Raw genomic sequence first — 20,135 nt, forward strand, 5'->3', positions numbered from 1 at the left:
GATCGAAAGCGGCTAGATGAGGAACAGCAACACGGATCTTCTCGGACAGATGGCCGACTCTTTTCCACCTCCTCGCCTGCTGCCCAGCGGCGACAGCGCGGTCACCGTCGAGTTCAGCCGGACCATCGACGAGACCGCCAATCGCCGCGTGCTTGCGCTCGACCATGCGCTGACTGCCGCCGCCATCGCGGGCATCACCGAGACGGTGCCGACCTATCGCTCGCTGCTGGTGCACTATGATGCAGGTGTGATCGACCACGACACGCTTGGGGCAAAGCTGTTGGCGCTGTCGGCCGGGTCGCTTGCGCCGGACAGCGAGATCCGGCGCTGGCGGGTTCCAGTCTGCTACGGCGGCGAGAATGGCATCGACCTGGAGGACGTCGCCAAGGCGCTGAACCTGACGCCGGACGAGGTCGTCGCCCGCCATGTCGCCGGCATCTATCGCGTCGCGATGATCGGCTTCACGCCGGGCTGGTCCTATTTGTCCGGTCTCGATCCGACGCTGCAGATGTCGCGCCGGCAGAACCCGCGCTTGGCGACACCGGCAGGCATCATCGCGATCGGCGGCATCCAGACCGGCATCCAGTGCCTTGCCGGCCCCTGCGGCTGGCACCTGCTCGGGCGCACCGCGATGCGGACGTTTCAACTGCACCGCGACCCGACCTTCCTGCTCGAGCCCGGCGACGAGGTCAGCTTCTACGCCGTCGACGTGAAGACCTTCGCGGAGCAGGAGCGCGCCGCGGAGGGCGGCGAGCTCATCGCAGAGCGGATCGCCGCATGAGCACGCTCGTCGTCTCACAGATCGGTCCGGCAAGCTCGGTCCAGGATGGTGGGCGTTTCGGCGCTCAGCGCTACGGACTGACGCCATCCGGCGCGATGGACAAGCTGGCGCTGGCCGCAGCCAACAGCCTCGTCGGCAATGTGCCGATGGCGGCTGCGATCGAGATCGGCCCGTTCGGCGCGACGTTCGCGGCGAAGGGCGGCGCGGTGCGCGTGGCGCTCGCCGGCGCGCAGCGGCCGGCGGACGTCGCCAAGCGGCCGATCGAGATCAACACGTCGGTGACACTGAACGACGAAGAGCAGCTCACGCTCGGCTTTGCGCGCGGCGGCTCGTTCACTTATCTGGCCATCGAAGGCGGCATCGCCGGCGAGCCGATGTTCAACAGTCTCTCGGTGAATGCGCGCGCCGGGCTCGGCAGCCCCTACCCGCGGCCGCTCCAGGCCGGCGACAGGTTCGAGGTCACCCCCGCCAGCGACGCGCCGGAACTGCGGATTGATGTGCCGAGAATGAGCGGCGTGATCCGCGTCGTGATGGGGCCGCAGGACGATGAGTTCAGCGACGAGATGAAAGCGCTGTTCCTCGGCAGCGACTGGATGGTGTCAGCAACCAGCGACCGCATGGGCTATCGCCTCGAAGGACCGCCGATCCGCCATCTCCATGGCCACAACATCGTCTCCGACGGCACCGTCGACGGCAGCATCCAGGTGCCTGGCAACGGTTCGCCGATCGTGCTGATGTCCGATCGCGGCACCAGCGGCGGCTATCCGAAGATCGCGACCGTCATCACGGCGGATTTCGGCCGCCTGGCGCAGACGCCCGCCGGCACGCCATTCCGCTTCAAGGCCGTGAGCATCGCCGAGGCGCAGGCCGAGCTGCGCCGCTACAAGGATCTGCTGCGCAGCCTGCCCGGCCGCGTCACCGAGCTCGCCAACAGCGATTTCAATGTCGATGCGCTGTTCACGGCCAATGTCGCCGGTCATGCGGTCAGCGCAACCGACGCCACCACCTGGCCCGGAGCGACTCCCGATTGATTTGAGCACATCTCACGCTGTTTCGGACCCATCAACGAGCGGACCCTGACATGACCAGCACCGTCGACCTGAACTGCGACCTCGGAGAGAGCTTTGGCCCGTGGGAAATGGGCAACGATGCCGCCATGATCGAGCTGGCGACGTCGGTGAACGTCGCCTGCGGTTTTCATGCCGGCGATGCCGACATCATGCGCCGCACGGTCGAGATGGCGAAGGCCAAAGGCGTCAGCGTCGGTGCGCATCCCGGCTATCGCGATCTGCATGGTTTCGGCCGGCGTCCGGTACCCGGATTGAAATCATCGGAGATCGAAAACCTCGTCGCCTATCAGATCGGCGCGCTGCAGGCGATCGCCACCGCGGCCGGCCACAAGGTCACGCATGTGAAGGCCCACGGCGCGCTGTCCAACGTCGCCTGCGAGGACGACATGACGGCAAACGCGATCGCCAAGGCGATCAAGGCCGTCGATCCCAGCCTGATCTTCGTCGTGCTCGCCAACTCAAAGCTGGTGACCGCGGGCGAGAAGGCCAATCTGTCGATGGCGCACGAGGTGTTCGCCGATCGCGCCTATGGCGACGACGGACTCCTGGTGTCGCGCAGCAAGCCCGGCGCCGTGCTGCACGATCCCAAGGTCATCGCCGATCGCGTCGTGCGCATGGTTCAGGACGGCGCGGTGATCTCGGTGACGGGCAAGGTGATGAAGATGCGCACCGACACCGTCTGCATTCACGGCGATACCGCTGGCGCGGTCGAGATTGCGCGGGAGGTCCGCAAGGCGCTCGACGCGGCCGGCATCACGGTCGCGCCGTTCAAGAGGTGAGGAGGATCAGAACGGGTGCGTGAAGGATGTGCCCAGGGTGATCGCGGCAATCAGCGCCATCGCGCTGTAGAACGCAACCAACGCGACAGTTGCGCCGCGCTCGCGAATGGCGCGGGCCTGGGGCATCTGTCGCAGGGGCGTCGATATCGTCCGCATGGCCGGTCTCCTGAAGTTCCGGCCATGAGAAAAGCGTTCTCGCGGGCCGGTGCAAGGCAACCGGCGAAATAACGACAAGCCCCCTGCTTCGGGTCCCGCTGGAACCAAAAAATTCTCGGCCGGGCTCGCGGCCGAGAATATTCTCCGCAGGGTTCCCGCTCAGTAGACGTCGAGCTGGAACCGGCCCTTCTTCTTGAGGTCGGCCACGAAGCTGACGGCCTCGTCGGTCGAGCGGGCCCCGAACTGGGCGACGATGTCGACGAGGGCGCGCTCGACGTCCTTGGCCATGCGCTTGGCGTCGCCGCAGATGTAGAGATGGGCGCCGTCGGCGAGCCAGGTCCAGACCTCGCGCCCGACCTCGCGCATGCGGTCCTGGACGTAGAACTTCTTGTCGCCGTCGCGCGACCACGCCAGCGACAACCGCGTCAGGAGGCCGGCCGTCTTCATGGCGTTCAGTTCGTCGGCGTAGAAGAAGTCGCAGTCGCTGCGCTGATGTCCGAAGAACAGCCAGTTCTTGCCGGGCGCGCCGGTCGCCCTGCGGTCGTACAGGAACGCGCGGAACGGCGCGACGCCGGTGCCGGGACCGACCATGATGATCGGCGTCTTCGGATCAGCGGGCAGCGCGAATCCGTGCGCCTTCTGCACATAGACGCGCAGCTTGTCGCCGGGATTGATCCGCTCGGCCAGGAACGTCGAGGCAAGTCCCAGCCGCTTGCGCTTGCCGATGACGTAGCGGACGCAGTCGACCGTCAGCGACAACCTGCCGGGCGTGGCATTGTGCGACGACGAGATGGAGTAGAGCCGCGGCTGCAGCGGCTCCAGCGCCTCGACGAAGGCCTCCGGATGCGGCCGGACGCCGGAGAACTTCTGCAGCACCGCCATCACGTCGAGCGTCGCCGCGTCGCCATCGGGATCCTCGCCCTGCGCCAGCTGCCGCGCCTTCTCGCGGGTTGCGCCGCCGGTGATGAAGGAGATCAGCTCGAACAGCGAATCCGGCGCCGGCGCCAGCGAGACGTCCTCCAACAGGCACTGCCGCAGCGGCTTGCCGTTCACCTCGGTCATGTGCGAGGCGCCGAGCAGCGCGATGATCTGATCGACGAGGCCGAGATCGTTCTTGGCGAAGATGCCGAAGGAATCGCCGACGACGTAGTCGAGCCCGCTCTCCCCGAGATCGAACTCGATGTGCCAGGTCTCCTTCTCCGAGCCCGGCTTGTTGAGCAGGCGCCGCGACAGGAACGTCGCCTCGACCGGGTTGTCGCGCGAGCGGCCGGGCTCGCTGACGACGACGGAAACGGTGGCTGGCGCAGCCGCAGCCGGCTTGGCCGCCGCCGGAGCCTTGTCGATCTCCTCGTAGAGAGCCTTGAGCATCCGCGCGGTTTCCTTGCCGCCGGGGACGCACAGATTCAGCCGCGCCTCGCTGCGATCGGCAATCGCATCCGAATAGTCGCTGCAATTGTAACCGCATTGGCCGCAGTCCTGCTGCGCCATGGCCGCCATCATGCGCCGGCGCAGCGGACGGCCCTCGGCGAGCTTCATGCGCTCGGCGATCGGCATGGTCTGGTCGTGCCATGGCGCCTCGCCGTCGTCACCGTCGCCCGCGGGCGCAAGCACGGCGCCGTTCTGCGCCGGCGACAACGCTGTCGCGCCGTCGAAGCCGAGCGCTCCGGCCAGAAAGCCGTTGAGCCATGAGCGTTGCGCCTCGGAGAATGGCGCCGTCGAAGGAATGATCTCGATCTTGGGCATGGGCGTGATCTGGTTCATGCAGACACCTCCGACGAGGTCTGGGCTTCGGCGAGATTGCGCAGCGCCTCGCCGTCGTGACGGCGTGCGAACGACAGGAAGGTCTCCTCGGGAGAGGCGCGATGGGCGAGATAGGCCTTGAGCAGCTTCTCAACGGTTACAGGCGCATCCGCCGCCTTGAGGTCGCGATAGACCTCGCGGCCGATGTCGGCCTGCGGGCCGAACCCGCCGCCGGCGAACAGGTGATAGCCCTCGACCGTGTCGTCGCCATCACCGACCGGCACCTTTGCCGCGATCATGCCGATGTCGCTGATGTAGTGCTGGGCACAGGAATGATGACAGCCGGTGAGATGGATGTTCAACGGGGTGTCGACGTCCACCCTGCTCTCGCACCAGTCGCCGATCTCGGCCGCATGCTTCTTGGTGTTGGATGCCGCGAACTTGCAGCCGGCGTTGCCGGTGCAGGCGATCAGTCCGGCGCGGATGTGCGAGGCCTTTGTCGACAGCCCGATCTGCTCGATCGCCGCACAGGCCAGCGCGACCTTGTCGTCGGGAACGCCCGAGAGCAGCAGGTTCTGCCACACCGTGAGCCGGATCTCGCCGTCGCCGAGATCGGCTGCGATCTTGGCGAGCGCGCGCATCTGGTCCGTCGTCAGCTTGCCCAACGGCAGCACCACGCCGATCCAGTTCACCCCCTGCTGCTTCTGCTGGTGGACGCCGATATGGGCCATGCGATCGGCGTCGGGCCGCGGCGCGAGCGCCTCGTCGGGGACGCGCGCCAGCTTGCGGCCGAGCCTTGTTTCAACGGCTTCCATGAACTTGTCGTGACCCATGCTGTCGAGCACATATTTGAGCCGCGCCTTGAGGCGATTGGTGCGGTCGCCGGTCTCGATGAACAGCCGCACGATGGCGTCGGCCACCTCGGTCGCCCGCTCCGGCTCGACGATGATCCCTGTCGGCTTGGCGAAATCCTTGTGTCCGGTGATGCCGCCGAGGCCGAGCTTGAACCACACGCCCGGCGCAACGCCAAAGCCGTCCTTCACCTCGACCGCCGAGAACGCGATGTCGTTGGTGTCCTCCAGTGCCGCGATCCGTCCGGCGCCGTCGAAGGCGACATTGAACTTGCGCGGCAGGCCGTACAGCGAGCGGTCGTTGAGGATGTGGAAATGCCATTCGCGGGCGAAAGGCCGCGTATCCAGCAATTCCTGCGGATCGATGCCGGCCGTTGGCGTCCCCGTCACATTGCGGATGTTGTCGGCGCCGGAGCCGCGCGCCGTCAGACCGAGATCCGAGAGTCCTTCCAGCAGCATGACCGCGTGCCTTGGGGGAATTTCGCGCAGTTGCAGGTTGGCCCGCGTGGTGACGTGGCTGTAGGGGCCGCAAAGCTGGTCGGCGAGATCGGCAAGGCCCGTCAGTTGCCAGTGCTTCAGGATGCCGTTGGGAATGCGCAGACGGCACATGTAGGAGTCCTGCGCCGGCGCGACGTGAAACAAGCCGAAATAGCGCCAGCGGAAATTGTCGGCCGTGGATGGCGCGGCATCATTGCGCGCCTGCTCCTTCAGCCGCTCGTAGGCATCGAAGGGATGGAGCTCGCGCTTGACCTTCTCCTGGTCGACGAGCTTCCGTCCCGACGCGATCACCTTGTCCTGCGCCTTGACGTGGATGGCGTCAGGACCGGTCGGCTCGTTTGCTATCGGCGCGCCACCCTGGCCGCGCCCCGCCAGCGTGACCTTGAGGCCCGCAGCCAACCCTTCAAGGTAGCGCTTCTGCTCGTCGTTGAAGTCGACTGACAACGATTCGATTTTCATGATGGCGGACGAAGCTCCAGCGGCCACGGTGGTTGGCGTTCGGGAATGGGATGAGGATCGCACCGTCCGACAGGCCGACATGGCCTGCTTCCGATGAAAGATCCGACCAGCTTCGTTGCTGCGGAAATCCGACACGGATTGCAGTCAGCGGCATCTGCGGCGGCTGACTGCACTGCAATATTCAAGTTGCGTGCCAGCCTGAAAAATCAGGAAAAGCGTGTAAAATCAGAATGCTGATCGAATCAATGAAGGCAAGTTAACCGACTCAAGCCTCGAAATACGGGCACGCCGCCCAAAAATTGGTCGACGGCACACGGTGCCCAGACCGTGATCGGTGCGTGAATCAGGCCGTCCAGCGGCCGATCTTGAAGGCCTCGAGATGGCCGATCACGTCGTCCGCCGCGAAAGGCGGACCGGCGAATGCGCCGATGGCGGCATCCGTGCCGACCGCGGCCGTGCCCATGGCCGCGTCGTAGATGTCCGGCCGGAACACGCCCATGGCAGTGCCCAGGGCTTCAGTACTTAGGGGAGTCTGGCCCCACCGCACCATCTGGGCATAGAGCCATGCCGCCTGGATCTTCTCGGGCCGTCCCGCGTCTTCGCGGCCCACCAGCAGATAGCGCGAGCTTTCGCGGAAGGTGCCGTCCGGCGAGATCTTGAGGCGGCCGTCCAGCGTACGCTGGAGCACCTCCGCATCGACGCCGATCCGCTCCGGCTGAGCCAGGATGCGCGCGGATTCTGCGTGGTTCTGTTCGATGAAATTGGCGGCCTTGGCGCAGGCGCGAACCAGGCCGGCGAGAGCGCCGGGATTCTTGTCAGCCCAGCTCTGCCTGACCGCCAGCACCTTTTCGGCCGCGCGCACCAGCACGTCAGACACGAAGTGGAGAATATGGCCGATGCCGAGATCGACTGCGATCGAGTTCCACGGTGCTCCGACGCAGAACGCGTCGACGTGACCGTTGGCGATGCTCTCCACCATGTAGGGCGGCGGCAGCACCACGAGGCGGACGTCCTCATCGGGGTCGACGCCACCTGCGGCCATCCAGAACCGCAACTGATAGTTGTGGGTCGAGAACGGAAACGTCATGCCGAACGTCAGCGGCTCGCGCCCGGCCTTGCGCCGTTCCGCGACGACGCGCGCCAGCGCCAGCGCCGTCGCCATCGGGTCGAAACGATCCCCATCGAGATTGGCCATGATCGCCGCATGCAGCGCCGGCGTCACGGTGATCGCGTTGCCGTTCACCCCGAGATTGAAAGGAGCCACGATCGGCACCTTGACGTGACCGATGCCCAGGCTCGACGCGATGGCGACGGGAGCCAGCAGATGCGCCGCGTCGAACAGGCCGATGTTGAGCTTGTCGCGCACGTTCGACCACGACACCTCTCGGACCAGCGTGACGTCGAGACCTTCGGCCGCGGTGAAGCCGTTGTCGACGGCGACGATCAGCGCGGCGGCATCGACCAGCGGGATGAAGCCAATGCGAAGCGGGCCGGTCATTTCAACAACTCCGAGGCGGTCAGGATCGACTGCGCGATCTCGCCGATCTTCTTCTTTTCGCGCATGGCCGTGGAGCGCAACAGCACATAGGCTTCCTCTTCGGTGAAGCCCTTCATCTTCATCAGAATGCCCTTGGCGCGGTCGATCACCTTGCGGTCCTCCAGCGCGGACTTGGTGCGCTCGAGCTCGTCCTGAAGCTTGGAGAACGCATTGAAGCGCGAGATGCAGAGGTCGAGGATCGGCTTGATCCGCTCCTTCTTCAGCCCATCGACGATGTAGGCGGAGACGCCCGCCTCGACCGAGGCCTGGATCGAGGCCGCGTCGCTCTGGTCCACAAACATCGCGATCGGCCGGCGGACGGCGCGGCTGACCTGGAACATCTGCTCCAGCACGTCGCGGCTGGGGTTCTCCAGGTCGATGACGATGACGTCCGGGTCCAGGGCATAGATGCGCGCCAGGAGACCCTGCATCTCGCTGACATGCACCACGCCGGTAAAACCCGCCTCCCGCAAGCCCTCCTCCAGGATGGCCGCGCGGATCGGGCTTTCGTCGACGATCACGATTTTAGGCGATTGCTCGGCGCTCATCGATCACCAGGTTGTCCGGGCCCTCACCCATAGCATGGACGTGGCCGCCTCAAAGCCTTGTCTTTCTGGACAATTCGGACTAGCTGACGCCTATCTCATCAGGCAGTTCCAAGATGCAGCAGGGTTCGGCGCCCAAGATCAGCTTTGTTTCGCTCGGTTGTCCCAAGGCCTTGGTCGATTCCGAGCGCATCATCACGCGCCTGCGCGCCGAGGGCTACGAGCTCGCCCGGAAGCATGACGGCGCCGACGTCGTCATCGTCAACACCTGCGGGTTCCTGGACAGCGCCAAGCAGGAATCGCTGTCGGCGATCGGCGCGGCCATGGCCGAGAACGGCAAGGTCATCGTCACCGGCTGCATGGGCGCCGAGCCGGAGCAGATCGAGCAGGCCTATCCCGGCGTGCTGTCGATCACCGGCCCGCAGCAGTATGAGAGCGTGCTGGACGCCGTCCATCGCGCGTCGCCGCCGGCGCACAACCCGCATCTCGACCTGGTTCCTCCGCAGGGCATCAAGCTCACGCCCCGGCACTACGCCTATCTGAAGATCTCCGAAGGCTGCAACAACCGCTGCACCTTCTGCATCATCCCGAAGCTTCGCGGCGATCTGGTGTCGCGGTCCGCGGCCGACGTGCTGCGCGAGGCCGAGCGGCTGGTCGCAGCCGGGGTCAAGGAGCTCCTGGTCATTTCGCAGGACACCTCGGCCTATGGGCTGGACCTGAAATATGCCGAAAGCGCCTGGAAGGACCGCAACGTCCGGGCTCGCTTCCTCGATCTGGCGCGCGAACTCGGCGAGCTCGGCGCCTGGGTGCGCATGCACTACGTGTACCCCTACCCGCATGTCGACGAGGTGATCGGCCTCATGGCGGACGGTAAGATATTGCCATATCTCGACATCCCGTTCCAGCATGCCAGCCCCAACGTCCTGAAGGCGATGCGCCGGCCGGCGGCGCAGGACAAGACGCTGGACCGGATCAAGGCCTGGCGGACGACCTGCCCGGATCTTGCGCTGCGCTCGACCTTCATCGTCGGCTTCCCCGGCGAGACGGACGCCGACTTCGCCTACCTGCTGGACTGGCTGGATGAGGCCGAGATCGATCGGCTCGGCTGCTTCAAATACGAGCCGGTGGCCGGCGCGACCTCCAACGCCCTGCCCGACCAGGTCCCGGACGAGGTCAAGCAGGAGCGCTGGGACGCGCTCATGGCCCGCCAGCAGAAGATCTCGGCGCGCAGGCTCAAGCGCAAGGTCGGAACGCGTCAGCAGGTGATCATCGACGAGGTCGGGCCGAGCGTCGCCAAGGGCCGCACCAAGGCCGATGCCCCGGACATCGATGGCGCCGTTTATCTGTCCAGCCGGCGGCCGCTGCGTGTCGGCGAGATCGTCACGGTCAAGATCGAGCGTGCCGACGAATACGACCTGCACGGCACGGTCGCTGGGTTCTAGCGCGGGTCAACGGCAATTCAGGGAAGCCGGCCGATCGCAATCGTCCGGTCGGGTCCTACGCTTTCCAATGATGCAAAGCCGGCGTGTCTGCCGAGTTCATCAAGATTGCCGTAGCGCGCGATCCAATCGGGATAGGCGTAGCAGAGGATGATGTCGGCGTGGCTGCGAAGCCACCGACACAGTGTGGCAGCCCTGTCGGCGCCCGCTTCGAGCAACCGTCCGGGCATGATCAAAACGACGCTCCGATCAGCGGCCGTCTCAAGAGGTGCGGGGCAAGCGAACATGTCGCAACTCGGCCAGTGCGAAACCGCTCGTCCGAACATCGCTCGCGCATGGACGAGCTTTCGTGAATCTCGCTCGATGCCGAGCGGCTGCAGATCAGGCGTCCCTTCGCAACTCGCGGCCAACAGCGCCCCATTGCCGCATCCGAGATCGATGATGTTGTAGCGCGCCCCGGCCGTGACCGTTCTTACGGCCGCGGCGATGGGAGCGTGAGCCTCTCGCATTCCGCAGACGGACGCGAAGCCGTTGTCGGCCGCAAGCCAATCCGGCGCGGGCCGTTCGCCGGACATCAGCGCTCGCCACGTTGACAGGTCCAACGACGGCCTCCTCAGTGCACCGCCGCCGCCTCGCGGGTCTTGAGCAACTGCCGGCCTCGCGCGATCAACGCGTCGATCCAGGCATAGAGGCCGGCAACGAACGCCTCTCCGTCCCGGTCGACGCGGATGTACCGCCGGATCTCGTCGACCCCCTCCTCAATGCGGGCGAGATTGCGCCGCAGCAGGCGAAACAGCAATTGGCGCCGCTCTTCATCCGGCTCGGTCTCGATCAGCACGATGTCGAGCGCCGTGATGTAGGCAAACGAATATTCCGCGTGCAGCACCGCGGTCATCGGGCGCAAACGATCCTTGATGACGGGGCTGACATACAACTCGTCCGCCGGATTCAACACCAGCCGATCCGCGGATTCCAGATTGATGCCGAGCGCGCGAAGCTTGTTGTGTCCCATCTCGTGCACGAACGCCTGGGCCAGGCCGATCGGATCGAAGATGGTGGCGAACAGCGTGCCCAGCCGGTCGTCGGTCGAGCCGCTGTAGGATCCATAGCCCTCGCGATAGTCGCTCTCCGCAACATCGGGACGCGCCAACGGATGGAAGGAATCGATGAGCATGCGCATCTGTTCGAAGGCGACCGGCCAGCGCCGCACGTAGTCGACGGCAGCATCGATGTTGGGGTGCTCCAGCGGACCGTTGCTGAATACGGGCGCCCCCGGCGCGGTCGGCTGCACGTAGCGAACCGACACGGCGCCATCGAAGATGCGCGGCGAATGGCCGGCGACCCGGTGCACGAACGGCTCCGGCCGGTGAGCGTTCGTGGTCGTGCTGGCGAGATGACAGGCCAGCAAGGCGTCATACAGATCATCCTGTGGTGCCGCGGCCCGCGACCAGTCGATCATTGTCTCCTCCCGCGACGGTTGTTGATTCAGAATTGAAGCTGAGCGGACGACGCGCCGGAGCCGTCCCTGGCGATCGGGCGCAGCCAGCCGCCGGGGAAATCGCGCCGGCATTCGTCGTCGATGACGAGGGCTTCGGTGCTGGTGACCAGCGTCAGCGCGCAGTCCTCGTCTTCCAGGATGCACCCGCGGGCGACCAGGCCGGCGTAGCTCTGCTCCACCTCTGGCCAGGAGGTCTCCTGGTCGACCAGCCGCCCGAGGGTCGCGTCGATGCGCACCGGCTCTCGGAAGGCGTCCAGCACGGCGATCTCGATCGGATCGAGCATGCGCCATGTCTCGGTTGCGATCCGGCGCGTGTCCTTGAGGATCGACAACGGACCCAATCCGACCACCGCCAGTATCGGCATTGCGGTGCCGTCCACATGTGCAGACCGCCAAAGCTTGATCGCCGCGCCGAGCGGCGCGAGATCATCATCCGACGCGGTGTTGGCCGCCGTGCCATCGAAGAAATAAGCGAGCCGCGTCAGCACATCTTCCGGCTGGCCATAGACCGCCTGATAGGCCAGCGCGGGAGCGACATTTTCAAACCCGAACTCGGCCGCGTGGTTGAAGTACGGGCTGAAGCGGTCGAGCCTGATCCGGCAATGTCCGGTCGGCGGCTGCAGATGCTCCAGCAGCGCAAACCATCGCGCTATCTTGGCGTAGGCCGCAGGCCGCTCGCCGGGGAAGCCGCACAGCACGTTCCAGATCGGCCGGAGTCCGATCTCGGCACAGCTTCGGAGCACGCGGACGTTCTGCAGCCCGGTCACGCCCTTTTCCATCAGGCGCAGGACATCGTTGTCGAGATGCTCGATGCCCGGCTGAACCCAGGTCACCCCGCCGCGCGCGAGCGTACGCAGCTGCTCGGGGCGCATGTTCGACTTGATCTCGTAGAGGATCCGGTAAGGCGACGGCGCGGTGTTGGCGAGGTGGCCGAACACGGCGTCGACATGCTTCAAGTTCAGAATGTTGTCGGTCGCCTCGAAGCGCTTGACGCTCCAGCGCGCGGATAGTGTTGCGAGCTCGGCCAGCACGCGCTCGGCCGACTTGGTGCGAAACGCCATCGTCGCGCCGTTCAGGCCGCAGAATGTGCAGTGGTGCTTCATGCCCCACCAGCAGCCGCGCGAGCTCTCGAACGGCAGCGCGGGGAGCAGATCATCGCAGAACGACGCCTGCCTCAGCTCCGCGAAATAGTCGGTGAAGTCGGGGACGGGAAGCTCGTCAAGATTCTGCAGCGGAGTCTCCGCGATCCTCCCATTCGTGCCCACGCGGCCCAGCACGTCGGTGCTTTCACTGTAAGGCAAGGTGCCTGCAAGGAAGCGCTCGACGAAATCCGGAAAGGTCCGGTCGGACTCGCCGCGAAACACATAGTCGATTTGCGGGAAGCGTTCGAGCAGCGCCTCGCCCATCGGCCCCTCGCAGTTGGCGCCGCCGAAGCATATGATCGTGTCCGGCGCGAGCTGCCTGATGCGATGCGCGATGCCGAGAGACGCGCAATTCTGCTGGAACGTCGACGAGAAGCCGACGATGCGGGCGCCGTCTGCGATCAGCAGACGAGCCGACCGGTCGACGAACCTCTCCGCCGCATCGCGCGCCGCGACGACCGCGGGCCAATGCTTGCCGCAATAGGCTTCCATTCGCTCCCGGTGCCGGGCTTCCGCGACAGGATCAGGAGCGTTTTCGAAGGTCGCGGCGAACACCCATTCACCGATCAGCAGGCTGGTCTGAACCTGCTCCGCGATGAACTGGAAGGTGTCGGCGCCGATCAACTCGGCAAACGCAAAACCGAGATAGTACTGCCGTGCGTCGATCCCGCGGTCCTCGAGGGCCGCCTGGAGCGTGCTGATCCCCAGCGCGGGCCGCGTCAAGGCCAGGAACGGCGCTGCAACCAGCGCAACGGATATGGTCATGGCAATGGCTCTCAGAACTTGGGCTGTCAGAACTTGGCGGACAGGTCGGACGACGGCGGAGGCACCGAATGAAATACACCCACTGCCTCGAAGATGTGCTCGAGCAGCGTCAACGTTGGCAGCTTCCGCGGCAAATGGCTGTCGAGCAATTGCAGCAGCTTGGGATTTGAGAACAGACGGTCGCACGCCGTGCAGATGCCGTCGAAATCGCTGGCCGCGAGCGGTCGTTCGGTCTCCGCCGTGATTTCGCAGAGCAGAGCGATCGGACCTTCGAAGGCGATCCACTTCCACACCGGGTCCATGTAGGCGCGGGACATCGCCTCGGACATCGGCGTCTCGTTCAGATCACCGACGCTCATCGCGGCATGAAACGGCAGCACGCCGCAGCAGGGCAGAACGTTCCCGCTCGGGGCCACGGAGAAATGCCTCAGCACCGAGGGACATGGTCCGCGATAGACCTGTGGCGAATGCCGCCTTGCGTCGAGGTCGGACGCGCTGACATCGTCGACGGCGCGTCCCGTGGAGTTGATCGCCGTCTCGTACACCGACAGCTGCGGATCCGAGTCAGGGTCGACACCGAGAAGATCGAAGATCCGGGACCGGTCGATCACGCTGCCCGGCGATGTCACGACGGCAATCAGCACGTCCAATCCGAGCGAACGGGCAGCCCGGTAGGCATGCGCGATATTGCGCCCGTCCAAGAATTCGGCATGCATGTCGTCGAAAGAGATGATGATCCGTTCGAGACCTGCTTCAACCAGTGGAGTCAGGATCCGCTCGGCCTTCGCTTCGGATGTCGCCCAATAGGCGCTGGTGGTCGCGGACGTGGAGAGGCCGAACGACCTGGCGCGGGATGCCGCAGCGCGCATCAATTCGGGCTGGAGGAATGGATCGCCGCCGACCAGATTGATCCGCGTCATGTCGTGAGCGACGGCTGCATCATCGATCGCTGCGATCATCAGGTCCTGCGGCAGCACGTCGAGCTGAGTCATATCCGACGAAAAGCAGCAATGGCTGCACTTCAGCGGACAGCGGTAACTGATATTGAAGACAAGCTCAGTCGGTTTCGTCACCCGGTCACGCGAATGCATGTCCAGCTGCTCCCAGGGGCAGGAACTGACTTTGACGGAGGTCGGAGCTGCAGCACGTTTCCGGCCGGGCAATGCAGACATTGTCCGGCCGGCTTGAGATCGCGGTCAGACGTCGACGTGAATGACCGAAGCAGGCGCGGCGGTCGCCTTCTGGCCCGACAGGCGATCCTTGATCAGATCGGCCGTGTTCGAATCGATCTCGATGCCGACTTGGGCGAGATATCCCTGCGGATCCTTCTGGAGCTCGTCCGCGGCATTGGCCTGGCTCTTCAGCTGGGCCGCCGCAGCCTTCACTTTCGCAAGGTCCGCAGTGATTTGAATCTTCTTGTCCATGTAAGACATCTTGGAGTCTCCCGATAATCGCTCTTGGCAATGAAGGTGGTCAATCAACGCAAAGCGGAGCATATAACACTTTTGCGGCAGTAGATACATCACAACTCGCGGAGATTGTATTTTCACTCGGGCTAGGGAAGTAGGACCGCCTACCCTGTCGTCAGCGTTCCCCCACGAAAGCTCTTCGACCCCGTCCAGCGTTCGCGCGATGGTGCCCGATACGGGAAGCGCAAGCCGCTCGCGCCTTCAACGGGCCAGGTCGCGCCATGATAGATAATTTCGCGGCGTGCGCTGCTGTAGGAGGTCGATGCCGTGATCCGGCAGACCGGCGCGTGCAGCTCGGCGATGCCGTGCATCATCGACCACTCGGCCGGCCATGTCAGGACATCGAGCAGCCACTCCGTCGTCTGCCCGCAATGCGCTCGGCCGAATGCGAGCATGTTCGCCGCGAGCGCGGCGCTTGCCGGGCAATCGAGCCGGCAAGGCCAGTGCGGGATGATGCAGAGATCAATTGACCGCCAGAGCATGTTCGTCGCCGGCCGCGACGGCAGCTCGATCCGCCGATGTCCCGACGCTTCGGTTCTCTCGAACAGCGCGCTCGCCCAGACCGGATCCAGCGGCCGGCGCTCGCGGCGGCGCAGCGCCTCGGCGCAACAATGGGGACACCCTGCCCAGTCCCGCAATGTGCGTGCCGGATCGCGCTGCCAGTCGGCTTCGAACTCATCCGTGTCGCGAGCACGGACGACAGCGATGGTGACTTCGAGCGGCAGTCTTGCCCGCGTCTGCGACGACGGCAATTTCGGGACCGCCTCGACCGCCAGTCGGACTGGTATGAGCGCGAGCCCTGCGCGTTCGACCTGCAGCGCCATCTCGTCGAGAGCTTCGGGGTTGACGGTGCTGATCGATGCCCGGCTCAAACCGGCCGCGACCGCCCGCCAACGCAACACTTTCCATTCCGTCCTGATCAGCTCGAAGCGCGGCTCCCACACCTTTCTCGCAGCCTCCGAGACCCAGCCGATGCGAACGAATGGCGGGCGGATCGGAGGGAGGATCGCGGCATGCTCGGACATTTGATCGGCCAAATTCTCTTTCGCAAACGTCCTGGATCTCAAACCGCCACAGGCGGCGATCCACTCAAATCGTCCATGATCTCCGTCAGCAACGGGACCCGGCCGTCCATCATCGACTTGATGAGCCTGTGCTCGATCTCGGCGCGACGAGGATCGCAGGACAACGGCGTTTCGCCTGCAGCGAGCAGGTCTTCCTCGATCTGGACAAACAGCGCGGTCCAGAGCGCGCATTGCGCACTGCGGTTGCGCCAATCGCCGTCGATCGAGGTTCCCGGGCATTGGCCCTTGCACATCGCGAAGAAGCGGCAGTCGCGGCAGCCGCCGGCCGGCTGCGGGGTGAACCACAGGGCAATGCTGCGCTCATAGCCGGCAGCCTCGGTCTTGATGAAGTCGATCCCGCGCTTGTTGGTGCGGCCGCAATTGCTGCGCTCGCCAAATCCCTCGATGCCGTGCACCGCGCCGGTCGTATACGGATCACAACCGTGCCAGACACAGCCGGTCTGGTCGTCCAGCCCACGAAGAAGCGCCCGCATCTCGTCGAAGATGTCGAAGCGCATCGAGGTGAGGTGCTCGCGCTCGAATCGATAGAAGTGCAGAAACGCCGCGATGGTTTCGGGATCGGTCATCGCCCAATGCGCCTGCACGGCGGGCGAGTCGACCTCGAGTGCATGCAGCCTGACATTTCGCACCCCCCTCGCCTGCATCTCCAGCAGCCAGCTGTCCATCGAGGGCCAGTGCTGCGGCAGGCCATTGCCCCGATGCATCGTGATGATCAGGCTCGGACGCAGGCCCCGCTCGCACAGTCCGGCGATCGCGCGATCGACGCTCTTGGTGAGGTCCCGCGTCCTGTCGAGGGACCCGGCCCAGCGGACATCATTCAAAGCGTCAGGGCCGTCGATGGAAATGCCGACATGAACCGCATAGGTCGCGAACAGCTCCATGTGGCGGTCTGTGATGAGCGTGCCATTGGTCTGGATCCGGTTGCGGCCAAAGCGCGCCAGTCCGAATGCCCACAGCCTCTCGAGATCCGGCAGCGGCAGCAGCAGCGGCTCGCCGCCGAACAACGTGAACGGCTCATCGTCCTCTGCGAGGGCGGCCAGCATCGCATCGATGTCATAGCGCGGGCGCAGGCTGCCGCTGTCCCGGAGCGGGTTCTGGTAGCAATACTGGCACATGATGTTGCAGGTCACGCCCAGCGGACGAAGCTCGACACCCATCACGATCTCCTCGACGGGAGTCATTCCTGACCGGTCTGACCGGGGCATCTCCCGCAGGCAGCGGAGAGGATACGATACAACCCCTGATTTTAAAAGATCAAAGGTGCGTGGATATGGCCGAACGCCCCTCGATTGTCTTGCTGCACCGCAGCAGGTCGCCCAAGCGCCTTTGCGGCCCCGGGCGAGCCGTCCTCAGTGCGAGGAGCCCGTGGTACGAACCGACCAGAGCTTCAGCAGGCGAAGCGCCTCGTCCTGCTTCAGTTCGAGATATTTGTTCTTGAGCTTGGTCAGCTCGTCGGGGGGCGTTGCGCCTGAAACGAACCGGCTATCGAGGATCGCGGCAACCGTGACCCAGCTCAGTCCAGCGGCCTTGCACGGCACGAGAATGCCGTCGCTGCGCAGGCTCTGCATCAGCGGCCGCACCAGCTCGATGCTGCATTTCGCGAGCTCCGCGATAGCCGCGATCGTCTCGCCGTAACGCCGCTGACGGGCAAATTCCAGCAGCGCGGCTTCGGTCAGTTTGCCGCCCTGCTTCAGCTGGCCGACTGCCACCTTGGAACTGCCCGCGTCGCGATTGCGCGACATCTCGCGCTCGGCGTCGAGCGTGGCCGATGAAATGGCGCTGCGAATTTCCTCGTAGAGATGCGGCGGCGCCGACGCGAGCAGGCGCACCCTCACCGCCTCCGTCGCGCGCTGCAACAGGGTCCTGCGCAAGGCTGCCGGCAGATCGGCGCGGATGCCGGCCGCGACCGTGAGCTCCGCGTTTCCCGCCGCTTGCGCCACGATGGCGGCAAATCCGGCGGGTGACACCCGCGCCCCGGGGTTCTTCATGAGTTGCCGGCTCACGCTCGGATAGCGTCGCGCGAGCAGCGCGTCGGTCACGATCTCCTGCAGCCACCAGCGCCCGGCGATCGCCATCAGGTGCTTCTCGCTGCGCGTCTGCGCGATCTCGATCAGATCCTCGCTGCTCAGCCGCGGCGATTCTGAAAGCACCGGCCCCGCGACGGCGATGTCGTCATGATGGGCCAGCCGCCGGATCACGCCGGCCGGCGCCTGCGGGATCGGGGCAAGCTGGGCGCTGAGTTCGGCGAGTGCGATCCGGGCCCCGACGTCGGCCAGCGCACGCAGCTCGATGGTATTGACGAGACGCTCGAAGACGTCGGCAAACAGCGCGTGCTGCTCGATATCCAGGCTGCCGGCAGAGGCGACGAACAGGGAGGCGACCCGCTCGGCCACGCCGGAGCAGCGGTCGGCTGAGCCGGTGGCTATGGCCGCCTGCACTTCTTCGGCGATCGTGAGATGGGGGTTCGACATCGCTCGTCCTGAGCGCTTGCATTTTCAAGCTGCCCCGGGAGGGTAAACACAGCCGCTAAATGTTTGGTAAAGTTGTCACTAAAGCGCGAGACCCGAGATGGGATCGAGCGGGCTTCGCACCGGCCGGCGCTTCCCTCGCCGCTTCCTGGAACGGCGGCCCTTGTTGCAGTCTGCAGGCCGGCATCTTGACACCGGTTGCGATTTGCCTGTATGGCCGCCGCATGATCTTCAACCGGACCAACCGCCGCGCCGCCGTTTGCCGTCGTCACCGCCGTGACGATGCCGGGGCGCGCCATGTCCGAAGACGTTGCTGATCAGCTAGCTCATCAGCTCCAGGTTTTCGAGAAGGCCGCTCCCGCAAAGGAGCGGCCTTCTCCCTTTTTGGCCCCCGTTTCCCCCTGAGCATAGGAGATTGCACATGCTGACCGCCTCCCATCCCTACGACGCTCTGATGGAGATCACGGCGCGCCCGCGTACTGTCTTCGTTCAGGGCAAGGGTTCCTGGTTATGGGACGACGGCGGCAAGCGCTACCTCGACTTCGTCCAGGGCTGGGCCGTGAACTCGCTCGGCCACGCGCCGCCGGAGCTGGCCAGCGCGCTCGCCCACCAGGCGGCACGCCTGATCACGCCGAGCCCGGCCTATTTCAACGACACCAGCCTCCAATTCGCTAAGGCGCTGGTCGACCGCTCGTGCTTCGACCAGGTGTTCTTCACCAATTCGGGCGCCGAAGCCAATGAAGGCGCCATCAAGCTCGCCCGCAAATACGGCGCTCTGCGCAAGAACGGCGCATACGAGATCATCACCTTCGAGGGCGGCTTCCACGGCCGCACGCTGGCGACGATGTCGGCTTCGGGCAAGAAGGCGTTCGAGCCGCTGTTCGAGCCCAAGGTCCCGGGCTTTCCAAAGGCACGGCTGAACGACATCGCCTCGGTCGAGGCCCTGATCTCCGACAAGACGGTGGCGATCATGCTGGAGCCGATCCAGGGCGAGGCCGGCGTGTGGCCCGCGACCGACGAGTTCCTGCAGCAGTTGCGGGCGCTGACCACCAGGCACGGGCTGCTGCTGATCGTCGACGAGATCCAGACCGGCATGGGCCGCACCGGAAAACTGTTCGGCTATGAGCATTCCGACGTCCTCCCGGACATCATGACCCTGGGCAAGGGCATCGGCGGCGGCGTTCCGCTCGCCGCCCTGCTGGCGACCGACGAGGCGTCTTGCTTCGAGCATGGCGATCAGGGCGGCACCTTCAACGGCAATCCGCTGATGTGTGCGGCGGGACTCGCCGTGCTCGATGTGATCGAGAAGCCGGAGTTTCTGAAGGCTGTCGCGGACAACGGGATCTATCTGGAGAGCGAGTTGCAGCGCATCTCGGCAAGGCACGGCCTGGGCGAAGTGCGCGGCCGTGGTCTGCTGCTTGCGCTCGACGTGATCAGGCCGATCGCGCCGGCGATCGTTGCGCACGCCTTCGAGCTCGGCCTGCTGCTGAACGCGCCGCGTCCGGATGCGCTACGCTTCATGCCGGCCCTCAATGTGACTCGCGATGAGATCGCGGCGATGATCGACACGCTGGACGGTATCCTGACCAAGGTCGGCGCCGCGCGCTGCGTCGCCTGATCGAATGCCGTTCAAGACGCAGGCTCCGTGCCACGTGCGAAGCCTGCGTGCCGGCTGCCTACAGATGAGGCACAAACACCGAGGTCGGGCTCGCCGCCATTTGACTTGGATCAAGGACAGCCGTCCCCCCGAACAACGATCCTGATCGCGCCAAACACCTGCGATCCGATGACTTACGTTATATCTGTCCTGATATAGCGTTGTACGGGATGTGATCAGCTCGGAGGAGAGAGGC

Annotated in this window: 18 protein-coding genes; 5 read left to right on the plus strand and 13 right to left on the minus strand. The window is 65.2% G+C overall.

The window, feature by feature from the left end:
• Positions 1-49: 49 nt before the first annotated feature.
• The 3 genes from pxpB to ACQR1F_RS04665 are packed head-to-tail and all read left to right on the plus strand — an operon-like array spanning position 50 to position 2,630.
• Positions 50-781, plus strand: a complete 732-nt coding sequence (gene pxpB / locus ACQR1F_RS04655; RefSeq protein WP_316178775.1) for a 5-oxoprolinase subunit PxpB — start codon at positions 50-52, stop codon at positions 779-781.
• Positions 778-1,812, plus strand: coding sequence for a biotin-dependent carboxyltransferase family protein (locus ACQR1F_RS04660; RefSeq protein ID WP_315799999.1), 1,035 nt, complete (start codon positions 778-780; stop codon positions 1,810-1,812). Before pxpB ends, ACQR1F_RS04660 begins: the two co-directional genes overlap by 4 nt.
• A 50-nt stretch (positions 1,813-1,862) precedes the next feature.
• On the plus strand, positions 1,863-2,630 hold the full coding sequence (locus tag ACQR1F_RS04665) for a LamB/YcsF family protein (RefSeq protein WP_315800000.1): 768 nt from the start codon (positions 1,863-1,865) through the stop codon (positions 2,628-2,630).
• A gap of 6 nt (positions 2,631-2,636) precedes the next feature.
• Here the strand turns inward: ACQR1F_RS04665 and ACQR1F_RS04670 are convergent, their stop codons facing one another.
• The 5 genes from ACQR1F_RS04670 to ACQR1F_RS04690 form a co-directional block, all read right to left on the minus strand.
• Entirely contained in the window at positions 2,637-2,786 is a 150-nt protein-coding gene (locus tag ACQR1F_RS04670) for a hypothetical protein (protein ID WP_315711980.1), read from the minus strand.
• Positions 2,787-2,945: 159 nt separating this feature from the next.
• Positions 2,946-4,547, minus strand: a complete 1,602-nt coding sequence (locus tag ACQR1F_RS04675) for a sulfite reductase subunit alpha (RefSeq protein WP_434912601.1) — start codon at positions 4,545-4,547, stop codon at positions 2,946-2,948.
• Positions 4,544-6,334 carry a NirA family protein gene (locus ACQR1F_RS04680; RefSeq protein ID WP_434839548.1) on the minus strand — a complete coding sequence of 597 codons (1,791 nt, stop codon included), beginning with the start codon at positions 6,332-6,334 and terminating at the stop codon, positions 4,544-4,546. The genes ACQR1F_RS04675 and ACQR1F_RS04680 overlap by 4 nt, the downstream gene beginning before the upstream one ends.
• A gap of 343 nt (positions 6,335-6,677) precedes the next feature.
• Positions 6,678-7,832, minus strand: coding sequence for a CmpA/NrtA family ABC transporter substrate-binding protein (locus tag ACQR1F_RS04685; protein ID WP_434839547.1), 1,155 nt, complete (start codon positions 7,830-7,832; stop codon positions 6,678-6,680).
• Entirely contained in the window at positions 7,829-8,419 is a 591-nt protein-coding gene (locus ACQR1F_RS04690; protein ID WP_315800004.1) for an ANTAR domain-containing response regulator, read from the minus strand. Before ACQR1F_RS04690 ends, ACQR1F_RS04685 begins: the two co-directional genes overlap by 4 nt.
• A 113-nt stretch (positions 8,420-8,532) precedes the next feature.
• Here ACQR1F_RS04690 and rimO point away from each other — a divergent pair, with 113 nt between their 5' ends.
• Positions 8,533-9,858 (plus strand): 30S ribosomal protein S12 methylthiotransferase RimO, encoded by a 1,326-nt coding sequence (gene rimO, locus ACQR1F_RS04695; RefSeq protein WP_315800005.1) that lies wholly within the window; start codon positions 8,533-8,535, stop codon positions 9,856-9,858.
• Between the two features lie 17 nt (positions 9,859-9,875).
• Here rimO and ACQR1F_RS04700 read toward each other — a convergent pair whose 3' ends face one another.
• The 8 genes from ACQR1F_RS04700 to ACQR1F_RS04735 all read right to left on the minus strand — a co-directional run bounded on the left by ACQR1F_RS04700 (position 9,876) and on the right by ACQR1F_RS04735 (position 18,285).
• Positions 9,876-10,457 carry a hypothetical protein gene (locus ACQR1F_RS04700; protein ID WP_316236500.1) on the minus strand — a complete coding sequence of 194 codons (582 nt, stop codon included), beginning with the start codon at positions 10,455-10,457 and terminating at the stop codon, positions 9,876-9,878.
• Between the two features lie 11 nt (positions 10,458-10,468).
• A complete protein-coding gene (locus ACQR1F_RS04705; RefSeq protein ID WP_434912602.1) occupies positions 10,469-11,314 on the minus strand; it encodes an aKG-HExxH-type peptide beta-hydroxylase in 846 nt (281 codons plus the stop codon).
• 26 nt (positions 11,315-11,340) lie between these two features.
• A complete protein-coding gene (locus ACQR1F_RS04710) occupies positions 11,341-13,260 on the minus strand; it encodes a RiPP maturation radical SAM C-methyltransferase (RefSeq protein WP_434907605.1) in 1,920 nt (639 codons plus the stop codon).
• Between the two features lie 26 nt (positions 13,261-13,286).
• Positions 13,287-14,432, minus strand: coding sequence for a radical SAM/SPASM domain-containing protein (locus tag ACQR1F_RS04715; protein WP_434912603.1), 1,146 nt, complete (start codon positions 14,430-14,432; stop codon positions 13,287-13,289).
• Between the two features lie 24 nt (positions 14,433-14,456).
• The gene (locus ACQR1F_RS04720) at positions 14,457-14,693 is read right to left on the minus strand and encodes a hypothetical protein (RefSeq protein WP_315800010.1); all 237 of its coding nucleotides are present in this window, start codon (positions 14,691-14,693) and stop codon (positions 14,457-14,459) included.
• A gap of 140 nt (positions 14,694-14,833) precedes the next feature.
• On the minus strand, positions 14,834-15,754 hold the full coding sequence (locus tag ACQR1F_RS04725; protein ID WP_316215788.1) for a hypothetical protein: 921 nt from the start codon (positions 15,752-15,754) through the stop codon (positions 14,834-14,836).
• A 38-nt stretch (positions 15,755-15,792) separates the two neighbouring features.
• Complete coding sequence (locus ACQR1F_RS04730) at positions 15,793-16,971, minus strand: radical SAM protein (protein WP_434912604.1); 1,179 nt, start codon at positions 16,969-16,971, stop codon at positions 15,793-15,795.
• Positions 16,972-17,163: 192 nt separating this feature from the next.
• Entirely contained in the window at positions 17,164-18,285 is a 1,122-nt protein-coding gene (locus tag ACQR1F_RS04735) for a DUF2336 domain-containing protein (protein ID WP_434839540.1), read from the minus strand.
• A 418-nt stretch (positions 18,286-18,703) separates the two neighbouring features.
• Here ACQR1F_RS04735 and ACQR1F_RS04740 point away from each other — a divergent pair, with 418 nt between their 5' ends.
• Positions 18,704-19,900, plus strand: a complete 1,197-nt coding sequence (locus tag ACQR1F_RS04740; protein WP_434898705.1) for an acetylornithine transaminase — start codon at positions 18,704-18,706, stop codon at positions 19,898-19,900.
• Positions 19,901-20,135 lie beyond the last annotated feature (235 nt).

Source organism: Bradyrhizobium sp. HKCCYLS3013 (genome assembly GCF_051167615.1).
Classification (GTDB): domain Bacteria; phylum Pseudomonadota; class Alphaproteobacteria; order Rhizobiales; family Xanthobacteraceae; genus Bradyrhizobium.

Excerpts from the sequence above, each read along its gene's own strand:
- ACQR1F_RS04685 (WP_434839547.1), bottom strand. The coding sequence starts at position 7,832 with ATGACCGGCCCGCTTCGCATTGGCTTCATCCCGCTGGTCGATGCCGCC.
- pxpB (WP_316178775.1), top strand. The coding sequence starts at position 50 with ATGGCCGACTCTTTTCCACCTCCTCGCCTGCTGCCCAGCGGCGACAGC.
- ACQR1F_RS04660 (WP_315799999.1), top strand. The coding sequence starts at position 778 with ATGAGCACGCTCGTCGTCTCACAGATCGGTCCGGCAAGCTCGGTCCAG.
- ACQR1F_RS04725 (WP_316215788.1), bottom strand. The coding sequence starts at position 15,754 with ATGTCCGAGCATGCCGCGATCCTCCCTCCGATCCGCCCGCCATTCGTT.
- ACQR1F_RS04665 (WP_315800000.1), top strand. The coding sequence starts at position 1,863 with ATGACCAGCACCGTCGACCTGAACTGCGACCTCGGAGAGAGCTTTGGC.
- ACQR1F_RS04735 (WP_434839540.1), bottom strand. The coding sequence starts at position 18,285 with ATGTCGAACCCCCATCTCACGATCGCCGAAGAAGTGCAGGCGGCCATA.
- ACQR1F_RS04690 (WP_315800004.1), bottom strand. The coding sequence starts at position 8,419 with ATGAGCGCCGAGCAATCGCCTAAAATCGTGATCGTCGACGAAAGCCCG.
- ACQR1F_RS04730 (WP_434912604.1), bottom strand. The coding sequence starts at position 16,971 with ATGGGTGTCGAGCTTCGTCCGCTGGGCGTGACCTGCAACATCATGTGC.
- ACQR1F_RS04715 (WP_434912603.1), bottom strand. The coding sequence starts at position 14,432 with ATGTCTGCATTGCCCGGCCGGAAACGTGCTGCAGCTCCGACCTCCGTC.
- ACQR1F_RS04740 (WP_434898705.1), top strand. The coding sequence starts at position 18,704 with ATGCTGACCGCCTCCCATCCCTACGACGCTCTGATGGAGATCACGGCG.
- rimO (WP_315800005.1), top strand. The coding sequence starts at position 8,533 with ATGCAGCAGGGTTCGGCGCCCAAGATCAGCTTTGTTTCGCTCGGTTGT.
- ACQR1F_RS04680 (WP_434839548.1), bottom strand. The coding sequence starts at position 6,334 with ATGAAAATCGAATCGTTGTCAGTCGACTTCAACGACGAGCAGAAGCGC.
- ACQR1F_RS04710 (WP_434907605.1), bottom strand. The coding sequence starts at position 13,260 with ATGACCATATCCGTTGCGCTGGTTGCAGCGCCGTTCCTGGCCTTGACG.
- ACQR1F_RS04720 (WP_315800010.1), bottom strand. The coding sequence starts at position 14,693 with ATGTCTTACATGGACAAGAAGATTCAAATCACTGCGGACCTTGCGAAA.
- ACQR1F_RS04675 (WP_434912601.1), bottom strand. The coding sequence starts at position 4,547 with ATGAACCAGATCACGCCCATGCCCAAGATCGAGATCATTCCTTCGACG.
- ACQR1F_RS04670 (WP_315711980.1), bottom strand. The coding sequence starts at position 2,786 with ATGCGGACGATATCGACGCCCCTGCGACAGATGCCCCAGGCCCGCGCC.
- ACQR1F_RS04705 (WP_434912602.1), bottom strand. The coding sequence starts at position 11,314 with ATGATCGACTGGTCGCGGGCCGCGGCACCACAGGATGATCTGTATGAC.